Annotated in this window: 16 protein-coding genes and 2 tRNA genes; 13 read left to right on the forward strand and 5 right to left on the reverse strand. The window is 71.3% G+C overall.

All coding sequences use genetic code 11. The annotated features are described in order from the left end of the window. Nucleotides 1–19: 19 nt before the first annotated feature. Complete coding sequence (locus AB0411_RS24985; RefSeq protein ID WP_003959770.1) at nucleotides 20–433, reverse strand: SsgA family sporulation/cell division regulator; 414 nt, start codon at nucleotides 431–433, stop codon at nucleotides 20–22. A 190-nt stretch (nucleotides 434–623) separates the two neighbouring features. Between AB0411_RS24985 and AB0411_RS24990 the strand changes: the two genes are divergently transcribed. The 4 genes from AB0411_RS24990 (at nucleotide 624) to AB0411_RS25005 (ending at nucleotide 1,918) form a co-directional block, all read left to right on the forward strand. Further along, entirely contained in the window at nucleotides 624–1,055 is a 432-nt protein-coding gene (locus tag AB0411_RS24990; RefSeq protein ID WP_366419511.1) for a TIGR02611 family protein, read from the forward strand. Between the two features lie 54 nt (nucleotides 1,056–1,109). After that, nucleotides 1,110–1,181, forward strand: a tRNA-Val gene (locus AB0411_RS24995). Between the two features lie 86 nt (nucleotides 1,182–1,267). Further along, nucleotides 1,268–1,729 (forward strand): SRPBCC family protein, encoded by a 462-nt coding sequence (locus tag AB0411_RS25000; RefSeq protein ID WP_366419512.1) that lies wholly within the window; start codon nucleotides 1,268–1,270, stop codon nucleotides 1,727–1,729. 117 nt (nucleotides 1,730–1,846) lie between these two features. Further along, nucleotides 1,847–1,918: transfer RNA gene (locus AB0411_RS25005), tRNA-Val, on the forward strand. Nucleotides 1,919–2,031: 113 nt separating this feature from the next. Here AB0411_RS25005 and AB0411_RS25010 read toward each other — a convergent pair. Then, nucleotides 2,032–2,757: an exonuclease domain-containing protein gene (locus AB0411_RS25010; protein WP_366419527.1), complete on the reverse strand. Its 726-nt coding sequence runs from the start codon at nucleotides 2,755–2,757 to the stop codon at nucleotides 2,032–2,034. A 198-nt stretch (nucleotides 2,758–2,955) separates the two neighbouring features. Between AB0411_RS25010 and AB0411_RS25015 the strand changes: the two genes are divergently transcribed. The 3 genes from AB0411_RS25015 (at nucleotide 2,956) to thrS (ending at nucleotide 6,792) form a co-directional block, all read left to right on the forward strand. Then, nucleotides 2,956–3,522, forward strand: a complete 567-nt coding sequence (locus tag AB0411_RS25015; protein WP_366419513.1) for a DUF4365 domain-containing protein — start codon at nucleotides 2,956–2,958, stop codon at nucleotides 3,520–3,522. Further along, nucleotides 3,522–4,700, forward strand: a complete 1,179-nt coding sequence (locus AB0411_RS25020) for a hypothetical protein (protein ID WP_366419514.1) — start codon at nucleotides 3,522–3,524, stop codon at nucleotides 4,698–4,700. Before AB0411_RS25015 ends, AB0411_RS25020 begins: the two co-directional genes overlap by 1 nt. Before the next feature lie 112 nt (nucleotides 4,701–4,812). Next, nucleotides 4,813–6,792, forward strand: coding sequence for a threonine--tRNA ligase (thrS, locus tag AB0411_RS25025; RefSeq protein WP_366419515.1), 1,980 nt, complete (start codon nucleotides 4,813–4,815; stop codon nucleotides 6,790–6,792). Between the two features lie 68 nt (nucleotides 6,793–6,860). On the opposite strand, the gene AB0411_RS25030 is transcribed toward thrS, so the two are convergent. After that, a complete protein-coding gene (locus AB0411_RS25030; RefSeq protein WP_366419516.1) occupies nucleotides 6,861–7,505 on the reverse strand; it encodes a potassium channel family protein in 645 nt (214 codons plus the stop codon). 67 nt (nucleotides 7,506–7,572) lie between these two features. Here AB0411_RS25030 and AB0411_RS25035 point away from each other — a divergent pair, with 67 nt between their 5' ends. From AB0411_RS25035 to AB0411_RS25045, 3 genes are all read left to right on the forward strand, one after another. Then, nucleotides 7,573–8,130, forward strand: a complete 558-nt coding sequence (locus tag AB0411_RS25035) for an HIT family protein (RefSeq protein WP_366419517.1) — start codon at nucleotides 7,573–7,575, stop codon at nucleotides 8,128–8,130. Nucleotides 8,131–8,278: 148 nt separating this feature from the next. Then, nucleotides 8,279–9,046, forward strand: a complete 768-nt coding sequence (locus AB0411_RS25040; protein ID WP_366419528.1) for a polysaccharide deacetylase family protein — start codon at nucleotides 8,279–8,281, stop codon at nucleotides 9,044–9,046. After that, on the forward strand, nucleotides 9,046–10,248 hold the full coding sequence (locus AB0411_RS25045; RefSeq protein WP_366419518.1) for a YncE family protein: 1,203 nt from the start codon (nucleotides 9,046–9,048) through the stop codon (nucleotides 10,246–10,248). The genes AB0411_RS25040 and AB0411_RS25045 overlap by 1 nt, the downstream gene beginning before the upstream one ends. Nucleotides 10,249–10,310: 62 nt before the next feature. Here AB0411_RS25045 and AB0411_RS25050 read toward each other — a convergent pair whose 3' ends face one another. Both AB0411_RS25050 and AB0411_RS25055 read right to left on the reverse strand, forming a co-directional pair. Further along, a complete protein-coding gene (locus AB0411_RS25050; protein WP_366419519.1) occupies nucleotides 10,311–11,966 on the reverse strand; it encodes a hypothetical protein in 1,656 nt (551 codons plus the stop codon). Nucleotides 11,967–12,175: 209 nt separating this feature from the next. Beyond that, the gene (locus AB0411_RS25055) at nucleotides 12,176–14,374 is read right to left on the reverse strand and encodes an elongation factor G-like protein EF-G2 (RefSeq protein WP_366419520.1); all 2,199 of its coding nucleotides are present in this window, start codon (nucleotides 14,372–14,374) and stop codon (nucleotides 12,176–12,178) included. A 266-nt stretch (nucleotides 14,375–14,640) separates the two neighbouring features. Between AB0411_RS25055 and pgsA the strand changes: the two genes are divergently transcribed. Genes pgsA through AB0411_RS25070 form a run of 3 tightly spaced genes read left to right on the forward strand, consistent with a single transcriptional unit; the run spans nucleotide 14,641 to nucleotide 17,425 of the window. Beyond that, nucleotides 14,641–15,297 carry a phosphatidylinositol phosphate synthase gene (pgsA, locus tag AB0411_RS25060; protein ID WP_366419521.1) on the forward strand — a complete coding sequence of 219 codons (657 nt, stop codon included), beginning with the start codon at nucleotides 14,641–14,643 and terminating at the stop codon, nucleotides 15,295–15,297. Next, nucleotides 15,294–16,268, forward strand: coding sequence for a phosphatidylinositol mannoside acyltransferase (locus tag AB0411_RS25065; protein ID WP_366419522.1), 975 nt, complete (start codon nucleotides 15,294–15,296; stop codon nucleotides 16,266–16,268). Before pgsA ends, AB0411_RS25065 begins: the two co-directional genes overlap by 4 nt. Further along, nucleotides 16,265–17,425 (forward strand): glycosyltransferase family 4 protein, encoded by a 1,161-nt coding sequence (locus AB0411_RS25070; protein WP_366419523.1) that lies wholly within the window; start codon nucleotides 16,265–16,267, stop codon nucleotides 17,423–17,425. The genes AB0411_RS25065 and AB0411_RS25070 overlap by 4 nt, the downstream gene beginning before the upstream one ends. Nucleotides 17,426–17,654: the final 229 nt, after the last annotated feature.

Below are 17,654 nucleotides of genomic sequence, written 5' to 3' on the forward strand. Positions count from 1 at the left end.
TCGGTAACCGGTCTGCGTCTCAGCTCTCCGCGAGGATGTGGGAGAGCTCGGTGTCGAGATCGAAATGGCGGTGCTCCGTACCGGGTGGTACGGCGGCATCGGTCCTTTTGAGGAACGACTCGAGAGCCCGCGCGGGCGCCTCGAGCAGGGCCTCGCCCTCCGGTGAGCTCAGGGCGATGCAGACAACGCCCTGTCCGTGGCTCCGGGACGGCCATACACGGACGTCTCCGGTGCCTGTGGGCCGGTGCAGGCCCTCGGCGAGGAGGTCGCGGGCGAAAACCCATTCGACCGTCTCCTCGGCTCCGGTATGGAAGGTGGCATGCACGGCATAGGGATCGGCCGTGTCATACCGCAGGCCCGCGGGTACAGGCAGTGAGGACTCGCTCGACACAACGAGGCGCAGGTGCAGCTCGCAGCTGACCGTGGTGTTCATAAGCGCCAGGGCCTTTCGCTCAGTGTGCGCTCGGGGATTCGCACGTCGGCGAAATCGACATGCCACCTACGGTGCCGTTGTAAACCCCTCTGACGGTTTTGTGTGGCTTCAGGTACCTCTTCCGGCGGATTGCGAGATCGTCCTCGGTGGTAATTCCGCCGGAGCCGTCCCGTCCGGTAAGTTTGCGGGTATGAATACGCAGAGTAACGGGGGGTCGGAAACGCTGGAGGGGGACGCCGTTCCGGCCGGGCAACCGCTCGGTTCGCGAGCGCCGCACTTCATCAAGCGCTCCCGGCCGCTCCACCTGAGCTGGCAGGTCGGGATCTTCGTCGTCGGCCTCGCGGTCGTGGTGGCCGGCGTGATCATGCTGCCGCTGCCGGGGCCCGGCTGGCTGGTGATCTTCGCGGGCATGGCGATCTGGGCGACGGAGTTCGTCTGGGCCCAGTTGGTGCTGCGCTGGACCAAGCGCAAGGTCACCGAGGCCGCCCAGAAGGCTCTCGACCCCGCGGTGCGGCGGCGCAACATCATCCTGACCACCATCGGCGTGGTGATCATCGCCGCGGCGCTCGCGGTCTACGTCTGGAAGTTCGGCCTCGCGATGCCGTGGAACGTCTCCCAGTGACCCCGCAGTGGTCAGAAGTGCCCGCCGACGTGGGGTAATGTTGGCGGTGCGCCCGGGCGATTAGCTCAGTGGGAGAGCGCTTCGTTCACACCGAAGAGGTCACTGGTTCGAACCCAGTATCGCCCACCCCGGACGACGGCCCGGAGACTCCAAGTCTCCGGGCCGTCGCTGTTGTTGGGTCCGCCTGCCGCCGTGGGGCGCACACTGGGGGCATGCCCGCCTGGTCCCGCCGACTGCACCGCTACCGCTTCCGCAGCGTCTGGCTGCTCGATGCCCCGCCGGCCGTCGTCTACGCCGTCCTCGAACGCGCCGAGGCGTACCCCCGGTGGTGGCCGCAGGTCCGTGCGGTGGACCCGATCGACGACCGCAGCGGCACCGCCCGCTTCCGGTCGCTGCTGCCGTACGACCTGACCGTGGTGGTGAGCGAGCGCGTGCGGGACCCCGGCTCGGGGGTGCTGGAGATAGGGATGCGCGGGGACCTGGCCGGCTGGGCGCGCTGGACGGTGGTGCCCGGCGCCGGCGGCACCCGCGCCGTCTTCGAGCAGGACGTCGAGGTCCGCAAGCCGCTGTTGCGGCGGTTCGCGCTGCTGGGGCGTCCGGTGTTCGCCGCCAATCACGCGCTGATGATGCGGGCCGGCCGCCGCGGGCTCGCCGCCTGGCTGGCCCGCGGGTGAGGCGTCCCGGGCGGCCGGGCGGGACGGGCCGGGACCCCGGCGGAACAGGAATTTGATGGAAGGCCCGCGCGGCCTGTATTGTTCTGCTCGTTCGCGGGGGAAACCTCGCCGACACCCGGGCGATTAGCTCAGTGGGAGAGCGCTTCGTTCACACCGAAGAGGTCACTGGTTCGAACCCAGTATCGCCCACCGGGATCAAGAACCGGGCCGCCAAAAGGCGGTCCGGTTCTTTTTGTTGGGAGAACCGGTACCGGGAATTCCGCCCGGCATCTTTCCGGCCGCCGCGAATTGCTGAGGCGGGATCAGGCCGCCGCGGGGAGTTCGGGACGCAGCGGCCAGTGCGGATCGACGGTTTCCGGGTTGCCGCTGCGGGCGAACCACGCCTGGAGCCCGCGCGCCTGGGCGGCGTACCAGACGGCCTGGCGGGTGTGCAGCTCCGCCGGGTGCAGCCCCTCCAGACGCTCCGCGTAGCGATGGCCCAGGGCCCGCACGACGTGCAGCGCGGCGAGCGCGTCGGCCGCCGCCTCATGGGCGTCCGTCAGCTCGACCTCGTAATGCGCGCACAGGTCGGTGAGCGTACGGCGGCCCTTGCGGTAGCGGTCGAGGTGCTTGTCGAGGACGCGGGGGTCGAGGATGCGCAGCGGATGGCCGCCCAGGTACGCGCCGAGCGAGCTGGCGCGGTGCCGCTTCAACTCGCGCTCCAGGAGGGTGAGGTCGAAGGGGGCGTTCATCACGACCAGCGGGCGGCCGGCCACCGCCTGGGCGGCCAGGGCGCGCGCGACCTCCTCCATCACGGGAGCCGGCCAGCGGCCGTGCAGCGCGAGGTGGTCGGCCGTCAGCCCGTGCACCGCCGTGGCGGCCTCGGGTATCTCGACGCCCGGATTGATCAGCCAACGGGTGATCCGGGGCGCGGAATGCGGTGTCTCCTGGACCACCAGGGCGGCGGAGACGATGCGGTCGCGCTCGACGTCGATCCCCGTGGTCTCGGTGTCGAAGGCGGCAAGCGGACCGTCATACCAGCACGGCATCATCCCAACTCCTCGCGCTCGTACAGGGGATGACGTGCACGCCACCCGAGCTGGTGATACCCGAGCCGTGCGGTGGTCGAACCGTCTTTGTTTGCCGACCACTTGACGCGGAGACAACCAGAGGGACGGGCCGACGCGTTCCGCCTTCTCCCCGTCATCCACTCGCACGATCGGCACAGCCCGGAAGGCACCCCCGCGATGACGCTCGCGCAGCCCGAACCGGGCGGGCTGCTGCCCCAGCTGACCATTCCGCAGCGCGGCTCACTCGCCACCACGGCCTGTATGGAGACCCTCCAGGTGGGCTATCTGCACGCGGTCGCCGCCGCCTCCGGATGTTCGCTGGCGCAGCCCTTCCCGGACAACGGAATCGACTGGCACGTCAGCCATGGCGCGCCCGGTCACACCGTCGACGACGAAGTCACCATCAAGGTGCAGCTCAAGTGCACCTACCAGACCGCCCCCCGCCCGCCGGGGCCGACGTTCGCGTTCACGCTCGACAACGACCATCTGGTGAAGCTGGCCCGTACGCCCGTTTCCGTGCACAAGATCCTGGTCGTGATGCTGGTCCCGCGGTCCCAGGAGGACTGGCTGCGGGCCTCGCACGACCGTCTCGCACTGCGGCACTGCTGCTACTGGATCAACCTGGCCGGCCATCCGGTGACCGGCCGGCGCAGGACCACCGTGCGGATCCCGACCGCGCGGATCTTCGACGACCGAGCGCTCTGCGAGATCATGACGCGGGTCGGGGCGGGAGGGAGACCCTGATGTACCGGCCGATCGACGAGGAGGACGCGCGGCTCCCGGATCCCGCGCAGCTCGACCCGGCGGTGCTCGGCGCCCTGCTGGCCCGGCACGGCTGGCGGCGCCGGGGCGGGGCCGCGGGCCGGTACGCCCGGTGGACTCCGCCCGGCGGGGCGGGCGGCACCAGCCTGCTGGTCCCGCACGACCGCCGCTTCCCCGACAGCGGGGAGCTGCTCGCCGAGGCGCTGGCGGCGCTGGCGCGGAGCTCCGCGCCCTCCGCGCGCGAGGTGCTGGTGGGGCTGGCGGTGCCCAGCGACGAGGTGCGCTGGGAGCGTGAGATCCCCGACGGCGGCCCGGGCGGCGGGTACTGGGCCGCACAGGAGCAGCTGCGCGGTGCGGCCCGTTCGATGCTGGTCGCCGGGGCGCTGGGGACGTACGGCCGGGCCGGCTACTACGGGGCGCGGCACAAGCGGCGGGCCGAGGGGTTCCTGGGCGAGGTGCTGGTCGGACCGGCGGCGGCCGGGCGCCGGCTGACCGCGTTCGTGCCGGTGCGCGGCGGGCGCGGCGCGGTCGCCGGGCTGCAGCGGGCGCTGCACGCGGCCCGCGACGCCACCGACTACCAGCGGGCCACCGGCGGGATGGAGGCCTTCGACGCGGCCGTGGAGCTGGGGGTCTGCCATGAGCTGGTGCAGGCGCTGATCGCGCTGGTGCGGGACGCGGAGGGGGTGCGGATCGCGGTCGAGTGGTCGCCGGGGGAGGGCGCTCCGGCCGGCTGCCCGGCCCGCCCCGAACCGGTGGAGTTCTCGCCCGGCGATCTGCCCGCGCTGCAGCGGGCGGCCCAGCGCTATGTGCGCGAGGAGCCGTCGCTGCCGGTCCGGGTGACCGGCACGGTGATACGGCTGCGGCGGGAGCGGCCGGGCGGGCCCGGCACGGTGCGGCTGCGGGTGATCACCGGGGCCGACGTGCTGCAGGTGCGGGTCGCGCTGGGGGAGGAGGACTACCGCATCGCCGGGCATGCGCACCTGGTGGGACTGCCCGTCCGGGTGACCGGGCGGCTGGAGAGCCGCGGCGGGTTCCGCCGGATCACCGGCGGCCGCGAGGTCACGCCCGTACAGGTCGACGAGGCGGAGCGGGACCGGCTGCTGAAGTCGCTGCAGGAGAACCTGGACTTTTTCGAGGAGGCGTGCGGCGCCGGGGAATAGCGGTTTTCGAGCGGGGGGTGGTGAAACCGTTTCGCCGTCCGGTCCGGTGGCTCGGTACGATTCGGCTGCGCAGCAATCGCTGCCGTGAAGAGACATGAGTCAGGAGAGACCGGTGTCAGACGTCCGTGTGACCGTCCAACGCGATTCCGAGCGGGAAGAACGCGTGGTGACCACGGGCACTACGGCCGCCGACCTCTTCCAGGGCGAGCGCAGCGTCGTGGCCGCTCGGGTGGCCGGAGAGCTGAAGGATCTGGCCTACGAGGTCGCCGACGGCGACGCGGTCGAGCCCGTCGACATCACCTCCCAGGACGGTCTGGACATCCTGCGGCACTCCACCGCGCATGTGATGGCGCAGGCCGTGCAGGAGCTGTTCCCGGAGGCGAAGCTCGGCATCGGCCCGCCGATCAAGGACGGCTTCTACTACGACTTCGACGTCGAGACCCCCTTCCACCCCGACGATCTCAAGCGCATCGAGAAGAAGATGCAGGAGATCCAGAAGCGCGGGCAGAAGTTCGCGCGCCGGGCGGTCGGCGACGACGCCGCCCGCGAGGAGCTGGCCGACGAGCCGTACAAGCTGGAGCTGATCGGACTCAAGGGCTCCGCCGCGGACGCAGCCGAGGGGGCCTCCGCCGAGGTCGGCGCCGGCGAGCTCACCATCTACGACAACCTCGACGCCAAGACCGGCGAGCTGTGCTGGAAGGACCTGTGCCGCGGGCCGCACCTGCCCAGCACCCGTGCCATCCCGGCGTTCAAGCTGATGCGCTCGGCCGCCGCCTACTGGCGCGGCAGCGAGAAGAACAAGCAGCTGCAGCGGATCTACGGCACCGCCTGGCCGACCAAGGACGAGCTCAAGGCGCACCTGGAGTTCCTCGCCGAGGCCGAGAAGCGCGACCACCGCAAGCTCGGTGCCGAGCTGGACCTGTTCTCCGTGCCGGAGGACATCGGTTCGGGCCTGGCGGTCTTCCACCCCAAGGGCGGCATCATCCGCCGGGTCATGGAGGACTACTCCCGCCGGCGCCACGAGGAGTCGGGCTACGAGTTCGTCTACACGCCGCACGCCACCAAGGGCAAGCTCTTCGAGAAGTCGGGCCACCTGGACTGGTACGCCGACGGCATGTACCCGCCCATGCAGCTCGACGAGGGCGTGGACTACTACCTCAAGCCCATGAACTGCCCGATGCACAACCTGATCTTCGATGCGCGCGGCCGTTCGTACCGTGAGCTGCCGCTGCGCCTCTTCGAGTTCGGGACCGTGTACCGCTACGAGAAGTCGGGCGTCGTGCACGGCCTCACCCGTGCCCGCGGCTTCACCCAGGACGACGCGCACATCTACTGCACCAAGGAGCAGATGGCGGACGAGCTGGACGCCACGCTCACCTTCGTCCTCGACCTGCTGCGCGACTACGGCCTGACCGACTTCTACCTGGAGCTGTCCACCAAGGACCCGGAGAAGTTCGTCGGCTCGGACGAGGCGTGGGAGGAGGCCACCGAGACCCTGCGGAAGGTGGCCGAGAAGCAGGGGCTGCCGCTGGTCCCGGACCCGGGCGGCGCCGCGTTCTACGGGCCCAAGATCTCCGTGCAGACCAAGGACGCCATCGGCCGGACCTGGCAGATGTCGACCGTGCAGCTGGACTTCAACCTGCCGGAGCGCTTCGACCTGGAATACACCGCGGCCGACGGCAGCAAGCAGCGTCCGGTGATGATCCACCGCGCGCTGTTCGGCTCCATCGAGCGGTTCTTCGCGGTGCTGCTGGAGCACTACGCGGGCGCGTTCCCGGCGTGGCTGGCGCCGGTCCAGGCGACCGGTATCCCGATCGGCGACGCCCACGTCCCCTACCTCCAGGACTTCGCCGCGCAGGCCAAGGCCAAGGGCCTGCGGATCGAGGTGGACTCCTCGTCGGACCGGATGCAGAAGAAGATCAGGAACGCGCAGAAGGCCAAGGTCCCGTTCATGATCATCGCCGGTGACGAGGACGTCGCCAACGGCGCGGTCTCCTTCCGCTACCGCGACGGCACGCAGAAGAACGGCATCCCGCGCGACGCGGCGATCGCCGAGATCCTCGATGTCGTGGAGCGTCGCGCCCAGGTGTGACGCCCGGCAGCGGGAAGCCCCGGCGAGCGGTCCGCTCGCCGGGGCTTCGTGCCGCACGCCGGGCCGCGTCAGCCGGGCTCGTCGTCCTGCCGGAAGCGGCGCAGCAGCCAGGAGGAGAAGGAGCCCACCACCGCTCCGACCAGTGCCACCCCGACGAACATCAGCGCCACCGCGACCACCCTGCCGCGCGAGGTGACGGGCGTGGCATCGCCGTAGCCCGTCGTCGTCAGCGTCGAGCAGGCCCACCACACCGCGTCACCGAAGGTGTGGATGTTCGCGCCCGGGGCGAGGCGCTCGTCGTGGTAGACGGCCAGGCTGGCCGCGAAACCCAGCAGCAGCGAGGTGAGCCCGGTGTACGCCATCACCCGCGCTTCGAGGACGAGCCGCGGATGGTCCCGGCGCCGCTGCATCCGCTCGTGCATGTCGACGATCCGCAGCGGCCGCAGCAGGGGCAGCACGGTCACGATCAGGTCCAGCCAGCGGGTGCGCAGGAAGTGCCGCCGGTCGTTGCTGAACGCCAGCCGCGCCAGATATTCGACGACGAAGAAGCCCCAGGTGACGACGGTGACCAGCTCCCACCAGGCCCGCCAGCCGGGGGAGAGGCCGGGGACCAGGACCCGGACCGCGTAGGAGGTGAGGAAGAGGAGCGAGGCGGCAAGGAGGTAGGGCTGGGCGGATTGTTCCCAGTTCCTCAGCCGCTGCTCCCTGTCCACCGGCTCAGCATCGCGGAGCAGGTCGCGGTATGCGCCCCAACGACACGGCTCCAATGGGCGAAGCCATATGCTGGCCCGTATGACAAGCGAGCCGGAGCAGCAGATCGGAGTCGGGACGCAGGACGCCTTCCAGCGCCTGTGGACGCCTCACCGGATGGCTTACATCCAGGGTGAGAACAAGCCGACCGGCCCGGGGGCCGGCGACGGCTGTCCGTTCTGCGCGATCCCCGCCAAGTCGGACGAGGACGGCCTCGTGATCGCGCGCGGCGAGCATGTCTACGCGGTGCTGAACCTCTATCCGTACAACGGCGGTCACCTCATGGTCGTCCCGTTCCGGCACGTCGCCGACTACACCGAGCTGGACGGGCCGGAGACCGCGGAGCTGGCCGAGCTGACCAAGCGGGCGATGACCGCGCTGCGCACCGCCTCCGGGGCGCACGGCTTCAACATCGGGATGAACCAGGGCACCGTCGCCGGTGCCGGCATCGCGGCGCACCTCCACCAGCACGTGGTCCCGCGCTGGGGCGGTGACACCAACTTCATGCCGGTGGTCGGCCACACCAAGGTGCTGCCCCAACTCCTTGCCGACACCCGGGCGATGCTCGCGGACGCCTGGCCCGCGTAGGACGTTCCCCGGCCTCGTGCGGGGCCGCCGGCTTCGTACGAGGCCGCCCCGATTGAAGCGACACGTACCCGGGCGAACCGGATAGATCGCCCTGAATCGGATTGGTTGCCTCTCTAATGGGGTGGTGACTTCCCCACACCGCCGTGCCGTGCTGCGCGCGGCCGTCTCGGCCGCGGCCGCCGGTGCGCTGCTCTCGGGCTGCGACCCGCACCGGGACGAGGACGCCGGCGCCGTACGGTCCCCGGCCCCGGCCGGTGCCGGCCCCACCCCACCCGCCCGGGCCCGCACCGCCGGGCCGCCGACCCGGGTGCCCGGCCTGCCCGTACAGATCGCGCACGGGCCGCGGAACGGCCGCGCGGTCGCGCTGACCTTCCACGGCAGGGGCGACCCCAAGATGGCGACCGCGCTGCTCGGCGAGGCCGAGCGGGCCGGGGCCCGGGTCACCGTGCTCGCCGTCGGCGACTGGCTCGACGAGCAGCCCGCGATGGCCCGCCGGATCCTCGACGGCGGGCACGAGCTGGGCAACCACACCATGCACCACCGCAACATCTGCGCGTTGCCGGCCGCCGAGGCCTACGCCGAGATCAGCCGGTGCGCCGACCGGCTGCGGGCGCTCACCGGAAGCATCGGCAGCTGGTTCCGCCCCTCGCAGGCCCGGCAGGCCACGGACCTGGTGACCGGGCTGGCCCGCAAGGCCGGCTATCCGCACGTCCTGTCCTACGACGTGGACTCCCTCGACGCGAACGACCCCGGAGCGCCGGCCGTCCGGCGCACGGTCCTGGACGCGGTCCGACCGGGCTCGGTCGTGAGCCTCCACCTCGGGCACGCCGGCACGGTGGCGGCCCTGCCCCCGATCCTCGACGGCCTCCGCCGACGCGGTCTGCGCGCGGTGACGACAACGGAGCTAGTGACCTGATGGCTGACCGGAACCGTACCCCCGACCGTCCCCGTCTGCGCGCGCGCCACCGGGCCGCGCTGCTCACCGTGGCCTGCGCGCTGGTGGCGGCGGGCTGTGGCAGCGGGGGGACCGAACGGGCCGGGCAGAGCCCGCGGCCGGTCGAACGCGCGCCGGTCAAGGGCGCCGAGCCGGGCCTGCCGGGGATGCCGCCGCTGCTGGACGAGCACGACCTCTACGCGGCCGACCGGCCGGGCAGGCTGGCGCCGCAGGTCAAGGACTTCCCCTCGCGGATCTACGTCCCCAACACCGGATCCGACACGGTCAGCGTCATCGACCCGAAGACCTACAAGGTCATCGACACCCTCCGGGTGGGCGTACAGCCGCAGCACGTGGTGCCGTCGTGGGACCTGAAGACGCTCTGGGTCAACAACAACCGGGGCCACGACCTCACCCCCATCGACCCCGCCACCGGCAAGGTCGGCAAGCCCGTCAAGGTCCACGACCCGTACAACCTCTACTTCACGCCCAACGGGAAGTACGCCGTGGTGATGGCCTCGATGGACCGGCAGCTGGTCTTCCGCGACCCGCACACCATGGAGATCCGCAAGACGCTGCCGGTCAACTGCGGTGGCGTCAACCACGCCGACTTCTCGCCGGACGGGCGGTACTTCATCGTCTCCTGCGAGTTCTCCGGTGAGCTGCTCAAGGTCGACACCGAGAAGATGAAGGTCATCGGCCAGGAGAAGCTCCCGTTCGAGGGCGCGATGCCGCAGGACGTGAAGATCTCCCCGGACGGCAGGACCTGGTACGTCGCCGACATGATGGCCGACGGCATCTGGATCCTCAACGGCGACACCTTCGACCGGCCCAAGCTCCTGCCGACCGGCAAGGGCGCCCACGGCCTCTACGTCAGCCGCGACTCCCGCTACATGTACGTCTCCAACCGCGGCGAAGGCACCATCTCCCGCCTCGACTTCCGGACCGGCGCCCTGATCGGCAAGTGGCGCATCCGCGGCGGCGGCAGCCCCGACATGGGCGGCCTGTCCACCGACGGCAAGGTGCTGTGGCTGTCCGGCCGCTACAACTCCGAGGTGTACGCGCTGGACACCCGTACCGGCCGGACCCTGGCCAAGATCCCCGTCGGCCAGGGCCCGCACGGGCTGGCGGTCTACCCGCAGCCGGGGCGCTACTCCCTGGGGCACACGGGCATCTTCCGCTAGGCGGCCCGGCGCCCGAGGGGCGTCAGATCCCTTGCCCCGTGGGTCCGCAGGGCCGGTGGTTCCTAGGCGTTGTACTCGTCCGCCTTCTGCGGCTCCACGCCCTGGATCATGCCGCTGAGCACCAGGGAGCGGTTGGTGAAGCGCTCGGTGTCCACGCCGTTCTCCTTGAGGACGCTCATCGCGGCGGCGTGGACGGTGCGCAGCACCGGGGTCGCGGCGCGCAGCGCGTCATCGGCCATGAAGCGGTGGCGCCAGGGCTTGTCCGCCCAGACGTGCCGCAGGCCGAACGGCTCGGGGAGGGTCAGCTTGCCGCCGAGGAAGTCCAGCACCGGCGGGAACCAGGTCAGCGGGGCGCGCGCGGCGAGCCGGACCACCTCCTGCGGCTCGATGAGCGGGAGGTGCTGGGTCTTGGTCTCCCAGAACTTGACGACCTTGGCGACGTCCTTGGTCTTGGGCTCCGGCTTGGTCGTGAACAGGCCGTTGACCGGACCGAGGGCGTGACCGGTCACCTCGATGCGCAGGGTCTCGTGCAGCACCGTGACCGTGATCATCAACGTGATCACCAACTGGCCGTCCCACAGCACGAACTGCACGCCCAGGTAGTGGCGGTTGCCGCTGCCGAACTGCTGCTCGTTGCAGATCCGCTCTATCTCGTGCCCGCGGATCTGGTACGCCTCCACATGGGAGCCCTCGGGGCGGGTGACGGCGGCGGCCTTCTCACCGACCGGCGAGACGATCCAGTGGCGTACGGAGGGAGTGGGGAACCCGCCGGTGTGCAGCGGGCTGCGCTCCAGCAGCCGCAGCTTGTCGTGGATCGCCCGGATCACGTCCCAGCTGCGGAACGGGTGGATCTCGCTGCCTTCCTGCGCCGGGATGAGCTCCTCGGCGAGCTGCCAGCTGCCCCAGCGCGTGCCCATGCCGAGTATGCCCTTGGGGCCGGCGTAGAAGACGACGTTGCTGCTCTGCTCGGCGGAGATCTTGGCGAGGTTCTGCCGGAGGGTCTCGGCGGCGATCTGGTTCGGGTCCTGCGGCACCGCTTCGGGGATCTTCGCGGCCACCCCGCCGCCCTCCAGCAGCCCCTTCCAGGACTCCCGCATGGCCACCGCGGTCTTCTCGCAGATCTGCTTGGCCAGCCACCAGCCGATCACCGGGGCGACCATCATGGCGCGGGCGTACATCGGCCAGAAGCCGGTCAGCGGCAGCTTGATCATGAAGAACAGGCCCACGCCGGCCAGCACCGTCAGCAGCAGACCGCCGAGCATCGACAGCCCGCTGCCCGCCCCGTCCTTGGAGAGCATCTTGCGCAGCTGGAAGACGCCCAGCCACAGCAGCACACCCGGCAGGAACAGCACCCCGAACAGCACCATCAGCACCGTCAGCTTGGCGTCCCGCTGCTTGCGGACGCGGGTGGCGGACAGGCAGTGCTCGACGATGGTCTGCGGCTCGGTCCCGAAGGACTGGATGAGCGCGGCGCGGCCACCGCCCAGCATCCGCACCTGTACGGCGCGCGAGAACGCCTCGCCGAGATTGGGCGCGAACAGCGACAGCTTGGGCTTCTTGATCTCGGACTTGCCGGACTCGGAGTCGGCCTTGGAGATGTCGGCGAGCGGGCTGTCCCGGTAGGCGGCCGAGGCCAGCGCCTGGGTCGCCGCCGTCTGCCCGGCACTCCCCGACAACGGGACCTGTGCCCCGGGACTGAAGTCAAAGCCGTCTGCCACTACCGCCCCCACACCGTACGCATCCGATGATGCGGCTCTTCCCGACTTCCGCCGACGGCACACCTGCTGAGAGCCTGTGTTCGAGCCCCTGACCTCTCGTCCTGCCGCCGGCTCCCCGGCCCCACGGCAGGTGCTCAGCGTACAGCCGCCGTCCGGCTCAGGGGAGTTGAGCCGGACAGCGGCCACCCGCAGGGCTGACGGGCCGTTGACTATGCGCCGTTCTCGGCCTGTTCCCGCCACTTGTCGGCGAGTTGGGGCGGCATCGGCTCATGTCGCAGGTGAACGCGGGAGAACCGGCCGGTGCCGTGCGAGAGGGAGCGCAGGTCGACGGCGTACCGGTCGATCTCCAGCTCGGGCACCTCGGCGCGCACCACGGTGCGCCCCGCCCCTGACTGCTCGGTGCCCACGACCCGGCCGCGGCGCCCCGACAGGTCGCTCATCACCTGGCCGACGAAATCGTCCGGAACCATCACGCTCACCTCGGACACCGGTTCGAGGAGCTCGATCCGGACCCCGCCGGCGGCCTCGCGCAGCGCCAGCGCGCCCGCCGTCTGGAACGCGGCGTCGGAGGAGTCGACGGAGTGCGCCTTGCCGTCGAGCAGCGTGACGCGGATGTCGACGAGCGGATGCCCGGCGGCGACCCCGCGCTCGGCCTGGGCGCGCACCCCCTTCTCCACGGACGGGATGAACTGCCGGGGTACCGCGCCGCCCACGACCTTGTCCACGAACTCGATGCCGGAGCCGCCCGGCAGCGGTTCGACCTCGATCTCGCAGATCGCGAACTGGCCGTGGCCGCCGGACTGCTTCACATGGCGGCCGCGGCCCGCGGCGGGGGCGCCGAAGGTCTCCCGCAGCGGCACCTTGTGCGCGACCGTGTCGACCTGGACGCCGTAGCGGGCCCGCAGCCGCTCCAGCGCGACATCGACATGGGCCTCGCCCAGGCACCACAGGACCACCTGATGGGTGTCCTGGTTGTGCTCCAGGCGCATCGTCGGATCCTCCGCGACCAGGCGGGCCAGGCCCTGCGACAGCTTGTCCTCGTCGGCCTTGCTGTGGGCCCGGATGGCGACCGGCAGCAGCGGGTCGGGCATCGTCCAGGGCACCATCAGCAGCGGGTCGTCCTTGCCGGACAGGGTGTCGCCGGTCTCGGCACGGGTCAGCTTCGCCACACAGGCCAGATCGCCCGCGACGGCCTGCGGCAGCGGGCGCTGCTGCTTGCCGAACGGGGTGGACAGCGCGCCGACCCGCTCGTCGACGTCATGGTCCTCGTGCCCCCGGTCCTCCAGGCCGTGGCCGGAGACGTGCACCGTCTCGTCCGGGCGCAGGGTGCCGGAGAAGACGCGTACGAGGGAGATCCGGCCGACGTACGGGTCGGAGGAGGTCTTGACCACCTCGGCCGCCAGGGGGCCGTCGGGGTCACAGCTCAGCGCCGGGCGCGGGGCGCCGTCCGGGCTGGTCACCTCGGGTGCCTCGCGCTCCGCGGGGGTCGGGAAGCCGCCGCTGATCAGCTCCAGCAGCTCCACGGTGCCCAGCCCCTGCTTGGAGCCCTCGGCGGCCGGAGACGCGGCCAGCACAGGATGGAAGGTGCCCCGGGCGACCGCCGTCTCCAGGTCCCCGATCAGGGTCTTGATGTCGATCTCCTCGCCGCCGAGGTAGCGGTCCATCAAGGACTCGTCCTCGCTCTCGGCGATGACCGCCTCGATGAGGCGGGCGCGGGCCGCCTCGATCCGCGGCAGCTCGTCGTCGGTCGGCGCGCGCTCGGTGCGCTCGCCGGACGAGTAGTCGAAGACCCGCCCGGTGAGCAGGCCGATCAGGCCGTGCACGGGGGCGTGGCCGTCGGCGCCCGGTGTCCCGTGCAGCGGGAGGTAGAGGGGCACGACGGCGTCCGGGTCCTCGCCGCCGAACGAGGTCCGGCACAGCTCGGTCATCTCGTCGAAGTCGGCGCGGGACGCCTCCAGGTGCGTGACGACCAGCGCGCGCGGCATGCCCACGGCCGCGCACTCGTCCCAGACCATGCGGGTCGCGCCGGCCACGCCGTCGGCCGCCGAGACAACGAAAAGGGCCGCGTCCGCGGCGCGCAGACCGGCCCTGAGTTCCCCGACGAAATCGGCGTATCCGGGGGTGTCCAAGAGGTTGATCTTGACTCCGCCCCAGTCAACCGGGACCAGGGAGAGCTGTACGGAGCGTTGCTGGCGGTGCTCGATCTCGTCGTAGTCGGACAGACAGCCGCCGTCCTCGACCCGGCCCGCCCGGTTGACCGCGCCGGATGCCAGCGCGAGGGCCTCGACCAGGGTGGTCTTCCCCGATCCGGAGTGGCCGACCAGCACCACATTCCGCAGGGCCGTGGGCTGGCCGGCCGTTGATGCCCTGCCGGCGGCTCCCGGGTGTGTACTCGGTTTCTCGCTCATGTGTCTCGCCTCCAGGTCGACACTTTGCGGTGATTCGAGCTTTCCACCGAGGTCATGATGCGTCCATACGTGGCACATCGGACCGGTCCTCCCAAGGGGTCCGGTACGGGGCCCGCGGAGGCGTCCACGGGCGCGCGGCGCAGCCCTGGAGCCGTGGGATGCGCCCTGCGCCGCGATGCGTTCGTGGTGGCCCGAGACCTCCTGGCTACGATGGGCCAGCCGGTGGCCCCTTGACCTCGCGGCCCGTATCGACCTCCGGGAAGGCCATGCTGAACAAGTACGCGCGTGCGTTCTTCACGCGTGTTCTCACGCCGTTCGCCGCCCTGCTCATCCGTCTCGGCGTCAGCCCGGACGCGGTCACCCTCGTCGGGACCGGAGGCGTGGTGGCCGGCGCCCTGGTCTTCTACCCGCTGGGCGAGTTCTTCTGGGGCACGGTGGTCATCACCCTGTTCGTCTTCTCCGACCTGGTCGACGGAAACATGGCGCGGCAACTGGGACGCTCCAGCCGCTGGGGGGCCTTTCTCGACTCCACCCTCGACCGGGTCGCCGACTCGGCGATCTTCGGCGGGCTCGCCCTCTGGTACGCGGGGCGCGGCGACAGCCTGCTGCTCTGCGCGATGGCGATCTTCTGCCTGGCCAGCGGCCAGGTGGTCTCGTACACCAAGGCGCGCGGCGAGGCCATCGGGCTGCCGGTGAACGTCAACGGCCTGGTGGAGCGCGCGGAGCGGCTGGTCATCACGCTCGTCGCCTGCGGACTGTCGGGGCTGCACGCCTTCGGGGTACCCGGCGTCGAGATCCTGCTGCCGATCGCCCTGTGGGTCGTCGGCATCGGCAGCGCCGTCACCCTCGGCCAACGTGTGGTGACGGTACGACGGGAGTCGGCCGAGGCCGACGCCATGGCACAAGGGGGAACAGGCGCATGAGTCCACGCACGACCCGCCGGCCGCGGTTCGACACCGACAAGCTGGCGGACGCGCTCTACGCGCTGGGCTGGAGCACCGTCAAGAAGCTGCCCGAAGGCGTGGCCACCGGACTCGGCCGCCGGATCGCCGACACGGTCTGGAAGCGCCGTGGCAAGGGCGTCCTGCGGCTGGAGGCGAACCTCACCCGGGTCGTCCCGGACGCCACCCCGCAGCGGCTCTCCGAGCTCTCCCGGGCCGGGATGCGCTCCTACATGCGCTACTGGATGGAGTCCTTCCGGCTGCCGGCCTGGAGCAAGGAGCGGATAAGGAACGGCTTCACGCCCGAGGACGTGCACCACCTGGAGGACGGGCTCGACAGCGACCGCGGCGTCATCCTCGCCCTGCCGCACATGGGCAACTACGACCTCGCCGGCGCCTGGGTCACCACCAAGCTCGGCGTCCCCTTCACCACCGTCGCCCAGCGCCTCAAGCCGGAGTCCCTCTACGACCGCTTCGTGGCCTACCGTGAAGGCCTGGGCATGGAGGTGCTGCCGCACACCGGCGGCTCCGCCTTCGGGACGCTCGCCCGGCGGCTGCGGGCCGGCGGCCTGGTCGCCCTGGTCGCCGACCGCGATCTGTCCGCCTCCGGGATAGAGGTCAAGTTCTTCGGGGAGGCGACGAAGATGCCGGCCGGCCCCGCGGTACTCGCCCTCCAGACCGGCGCCATGCTGCTGCCCGTCACACTCTGGTACGACGACACCGCCGTCATGCGCGGCCGGGTCCACCCGGAGATCGAGGCCCCCGAGACCGGCACCCGCGCCGAGAAGGCCGCCCAGATGACCCAGGCGCTCGCCGACGCCTTCGCCTCCGGCATCGCCGACCACCCCGAGGACTGGCACATGCTGCAGCGGCTCTGGCTCGCCGACCTGGAGCCGCGCGAGGAGCCCGGTGCCCCGGGCGGCACCGCGGCCCCCGGAACGGAGACTGCGTGAAGATCGGCATCGTCTGCCCGTACGCCTGGGACGTCCCCGGCGGCGTGCAGTTCCACATCCGCGACCTGGCCGACCACCTGATCCGCCTCGGCCACGACGTCTCCGTCCTCGCCCCCGCCGACGACGAGACGCCCCTGCCGCCGTACGTCGTCTCCGCCGGCCGCGCCGTCCCCGTCCCGTACAACGGCTCGGTCGCCCGGCTCAACTTCGGCTTCCTCTCCGCGGCCCGGGTGCGCCGCTGGCTCCAGCACGGCGCCTTCGACGTCATCCACATCCACGAACCGGCCTCGCCCTCCCTCGGCCTGCTCGCCTGCTGGGCGGCACAGGGGCCGATCGTGGCGACCTTTCACACCTCCAACCCGCGCTCGCGGGCGATGATCGCCGCCTACCCGATCCTGCAGCCCGCGCTGGAGAAGATCAGCGCCCGCATCGCGGTCAGCGAATACGCCCGCCGCACCCTCGTCGAGCACCTCGGCGGCGACGCGGTGGTCATCCCCAACGGCGTCGACGTCGACTTCTTCGACTCCGCCGAGCCGAAGGCCGAGTGGCAGGGGAAAACCATCGGCTTCATCGGCCGCATCGACGAGCCGCGCAAGGGCCTGCCGGTCCTGATGAAGGCGCTGCCCACGATCCTGGCCGCGGTCCCCGACGCCCGGCTCCTCGTCGCCGGCCGCGGCGACGAGGAGGAAGCCGTCGCGGCGCTGCCCGCCGAGCTGCGCTCCCGGGTCGAGTTCCTCGGCATGGTCAGCGACGAGGACAAGGCACGGCTGCTGCGCAGCGTCGACGTCTACGTCGCCCCCAACACGGGCGGCGAATCCTTCGGCATCATCCTCGTCGAGGCGATGTCGGCCGGGGCGCCCGTACTGGCCAGCGACCTCGACGCCTTCGCCCAGGTCCTCGACCAGGGCGAGGCGGGCGAGCTGTTCACCAACGAGGACGCCGAGGCGCTCGCCGCTGCGGCGGTACGACTGCTCGGCGATCCGGACCGCCTCGCGGAGCTGCGGGAACGCGGCACCCGTCATGTGCGGCGGTTCGACTGGTCGACCGTGGGGGCCGACATTCTCGCCGTCTACGAGACCGTCACCACCGGGGCGGCGTCCGTGGCCACCGACGAGAGGATGGGCCTGCGGGCCCGGCGCTGGCTGGCGAAGGATTGAGCGCCCCGTTTTTGGCTTTCCCGCCGTGGTTGTTGCTCGCCGTTCTTCGCCCGCTGCGCGGTGCGCCCGCCGTGGCGCCTGGCGGCCGGTCCGCTGCGTTTTGTCTCCGCCCCGTTTTTGGCTGTCCCGCCGTGGCGCCTGCGGCGGGCGGGTCCGCTGCGCGGGGCTGTGGGTGCGGTGACGGGCCTGCGGGGCCGGTGTGTGGGACTGCTTCGCTTTACGTCCCACA

Source organism: Streptomyces angustmyceticus (assembly GCF_040701845.1).
In the GTDB taxonomy this organism is placed as follows: Bacteria; Actinomycetota; Actinomycetes; order Streptomycetales; family Streptomycetaceae; genus Streptomyces; species Streptomyces angustmyceticus_A.

Excerpts from the sequence above, each read along its gene's own strand:
- AB0411_RS25010 (WP_366419527.1), bottom strand. The coding sequence starts at position 2,757 with ATGCCGTGCTGGTATGACGGTCCGCTTGCCGCCTTCGACACCGAGACC.
- AB0411_RS25045 (WP_366419518.1), top strand. The coding sequence starts at position 9,046 with ATGGCTGACCGGAACCGTACCCCCGACCGTCCCCGTCTGCGCGCGCGC.
- AB0411_RS25020 (WP_366419514.1), top strand. The coding sequence starts at position 3,522 with ATGTACCGGCCGATCGACGAGGAGGACGCGCGGCTCCCGGATCCCGCG.
- AB0411_RS24990 (WP_366419511.1), top strand. The coding sequence starts at position 624 with ATGAATACGCAGAGTAACGGGGGGTCGGAAACGCTGGAGGGGGACGCC.
- AB0411_RS24985 (WP_003959770.1), bottom strand. The coding sequence starts at position 433 with ATGAACACCACGGTCAGCTGCGAGCTGCACCTGCGCCTCGTTGTGTCG.
- AB0411_RS25035 (WP_366419517.1), top strand. The coding sequence starts at position 7,573 with ATGCTGGCCCGTATGACAAGCGAGCCGGAGCAGCAGATCGGAGTCGGG.
- AB0411_RS25055 (WP_366419520.1), bottom strand. The coding sequence starts at position 14,374 with ATGAGCGAGAAACCGAGTACACACCCGGGAGCCGCCGGCAGGGCATCA.
- AB0411_RS25065 (WP_366419522.1), top strand. The coding sequence starts at position 15,294 with ATGAGTCCACGCACGACCCGCCGGCCGCGGTTCGACACCGACAAGCTG.
- AB0411_RS25000 (WP_366419512.1), top strand. The coding sequence starts at position 1,268 with ATGCCCGCCTGGTCCCGCCGACTGCACCGCTACCGCTTCCGCAGCGTC.
- pgsA (WP_366419521.1), top strand. The coding sequence starts at position 14,641 with ATGCTGAACAAGTACGCGCGTGCGTTCTTCACGCGTGTTCTCACGCCG.
- AB0411_RS25015 (WP_366419513.1), top strand. The coding sequence starts at position 2,956 with ATGACGCTCGCGCAGCCCGAACCGGGCGGGCTGCTGCCCCAGCTGACC.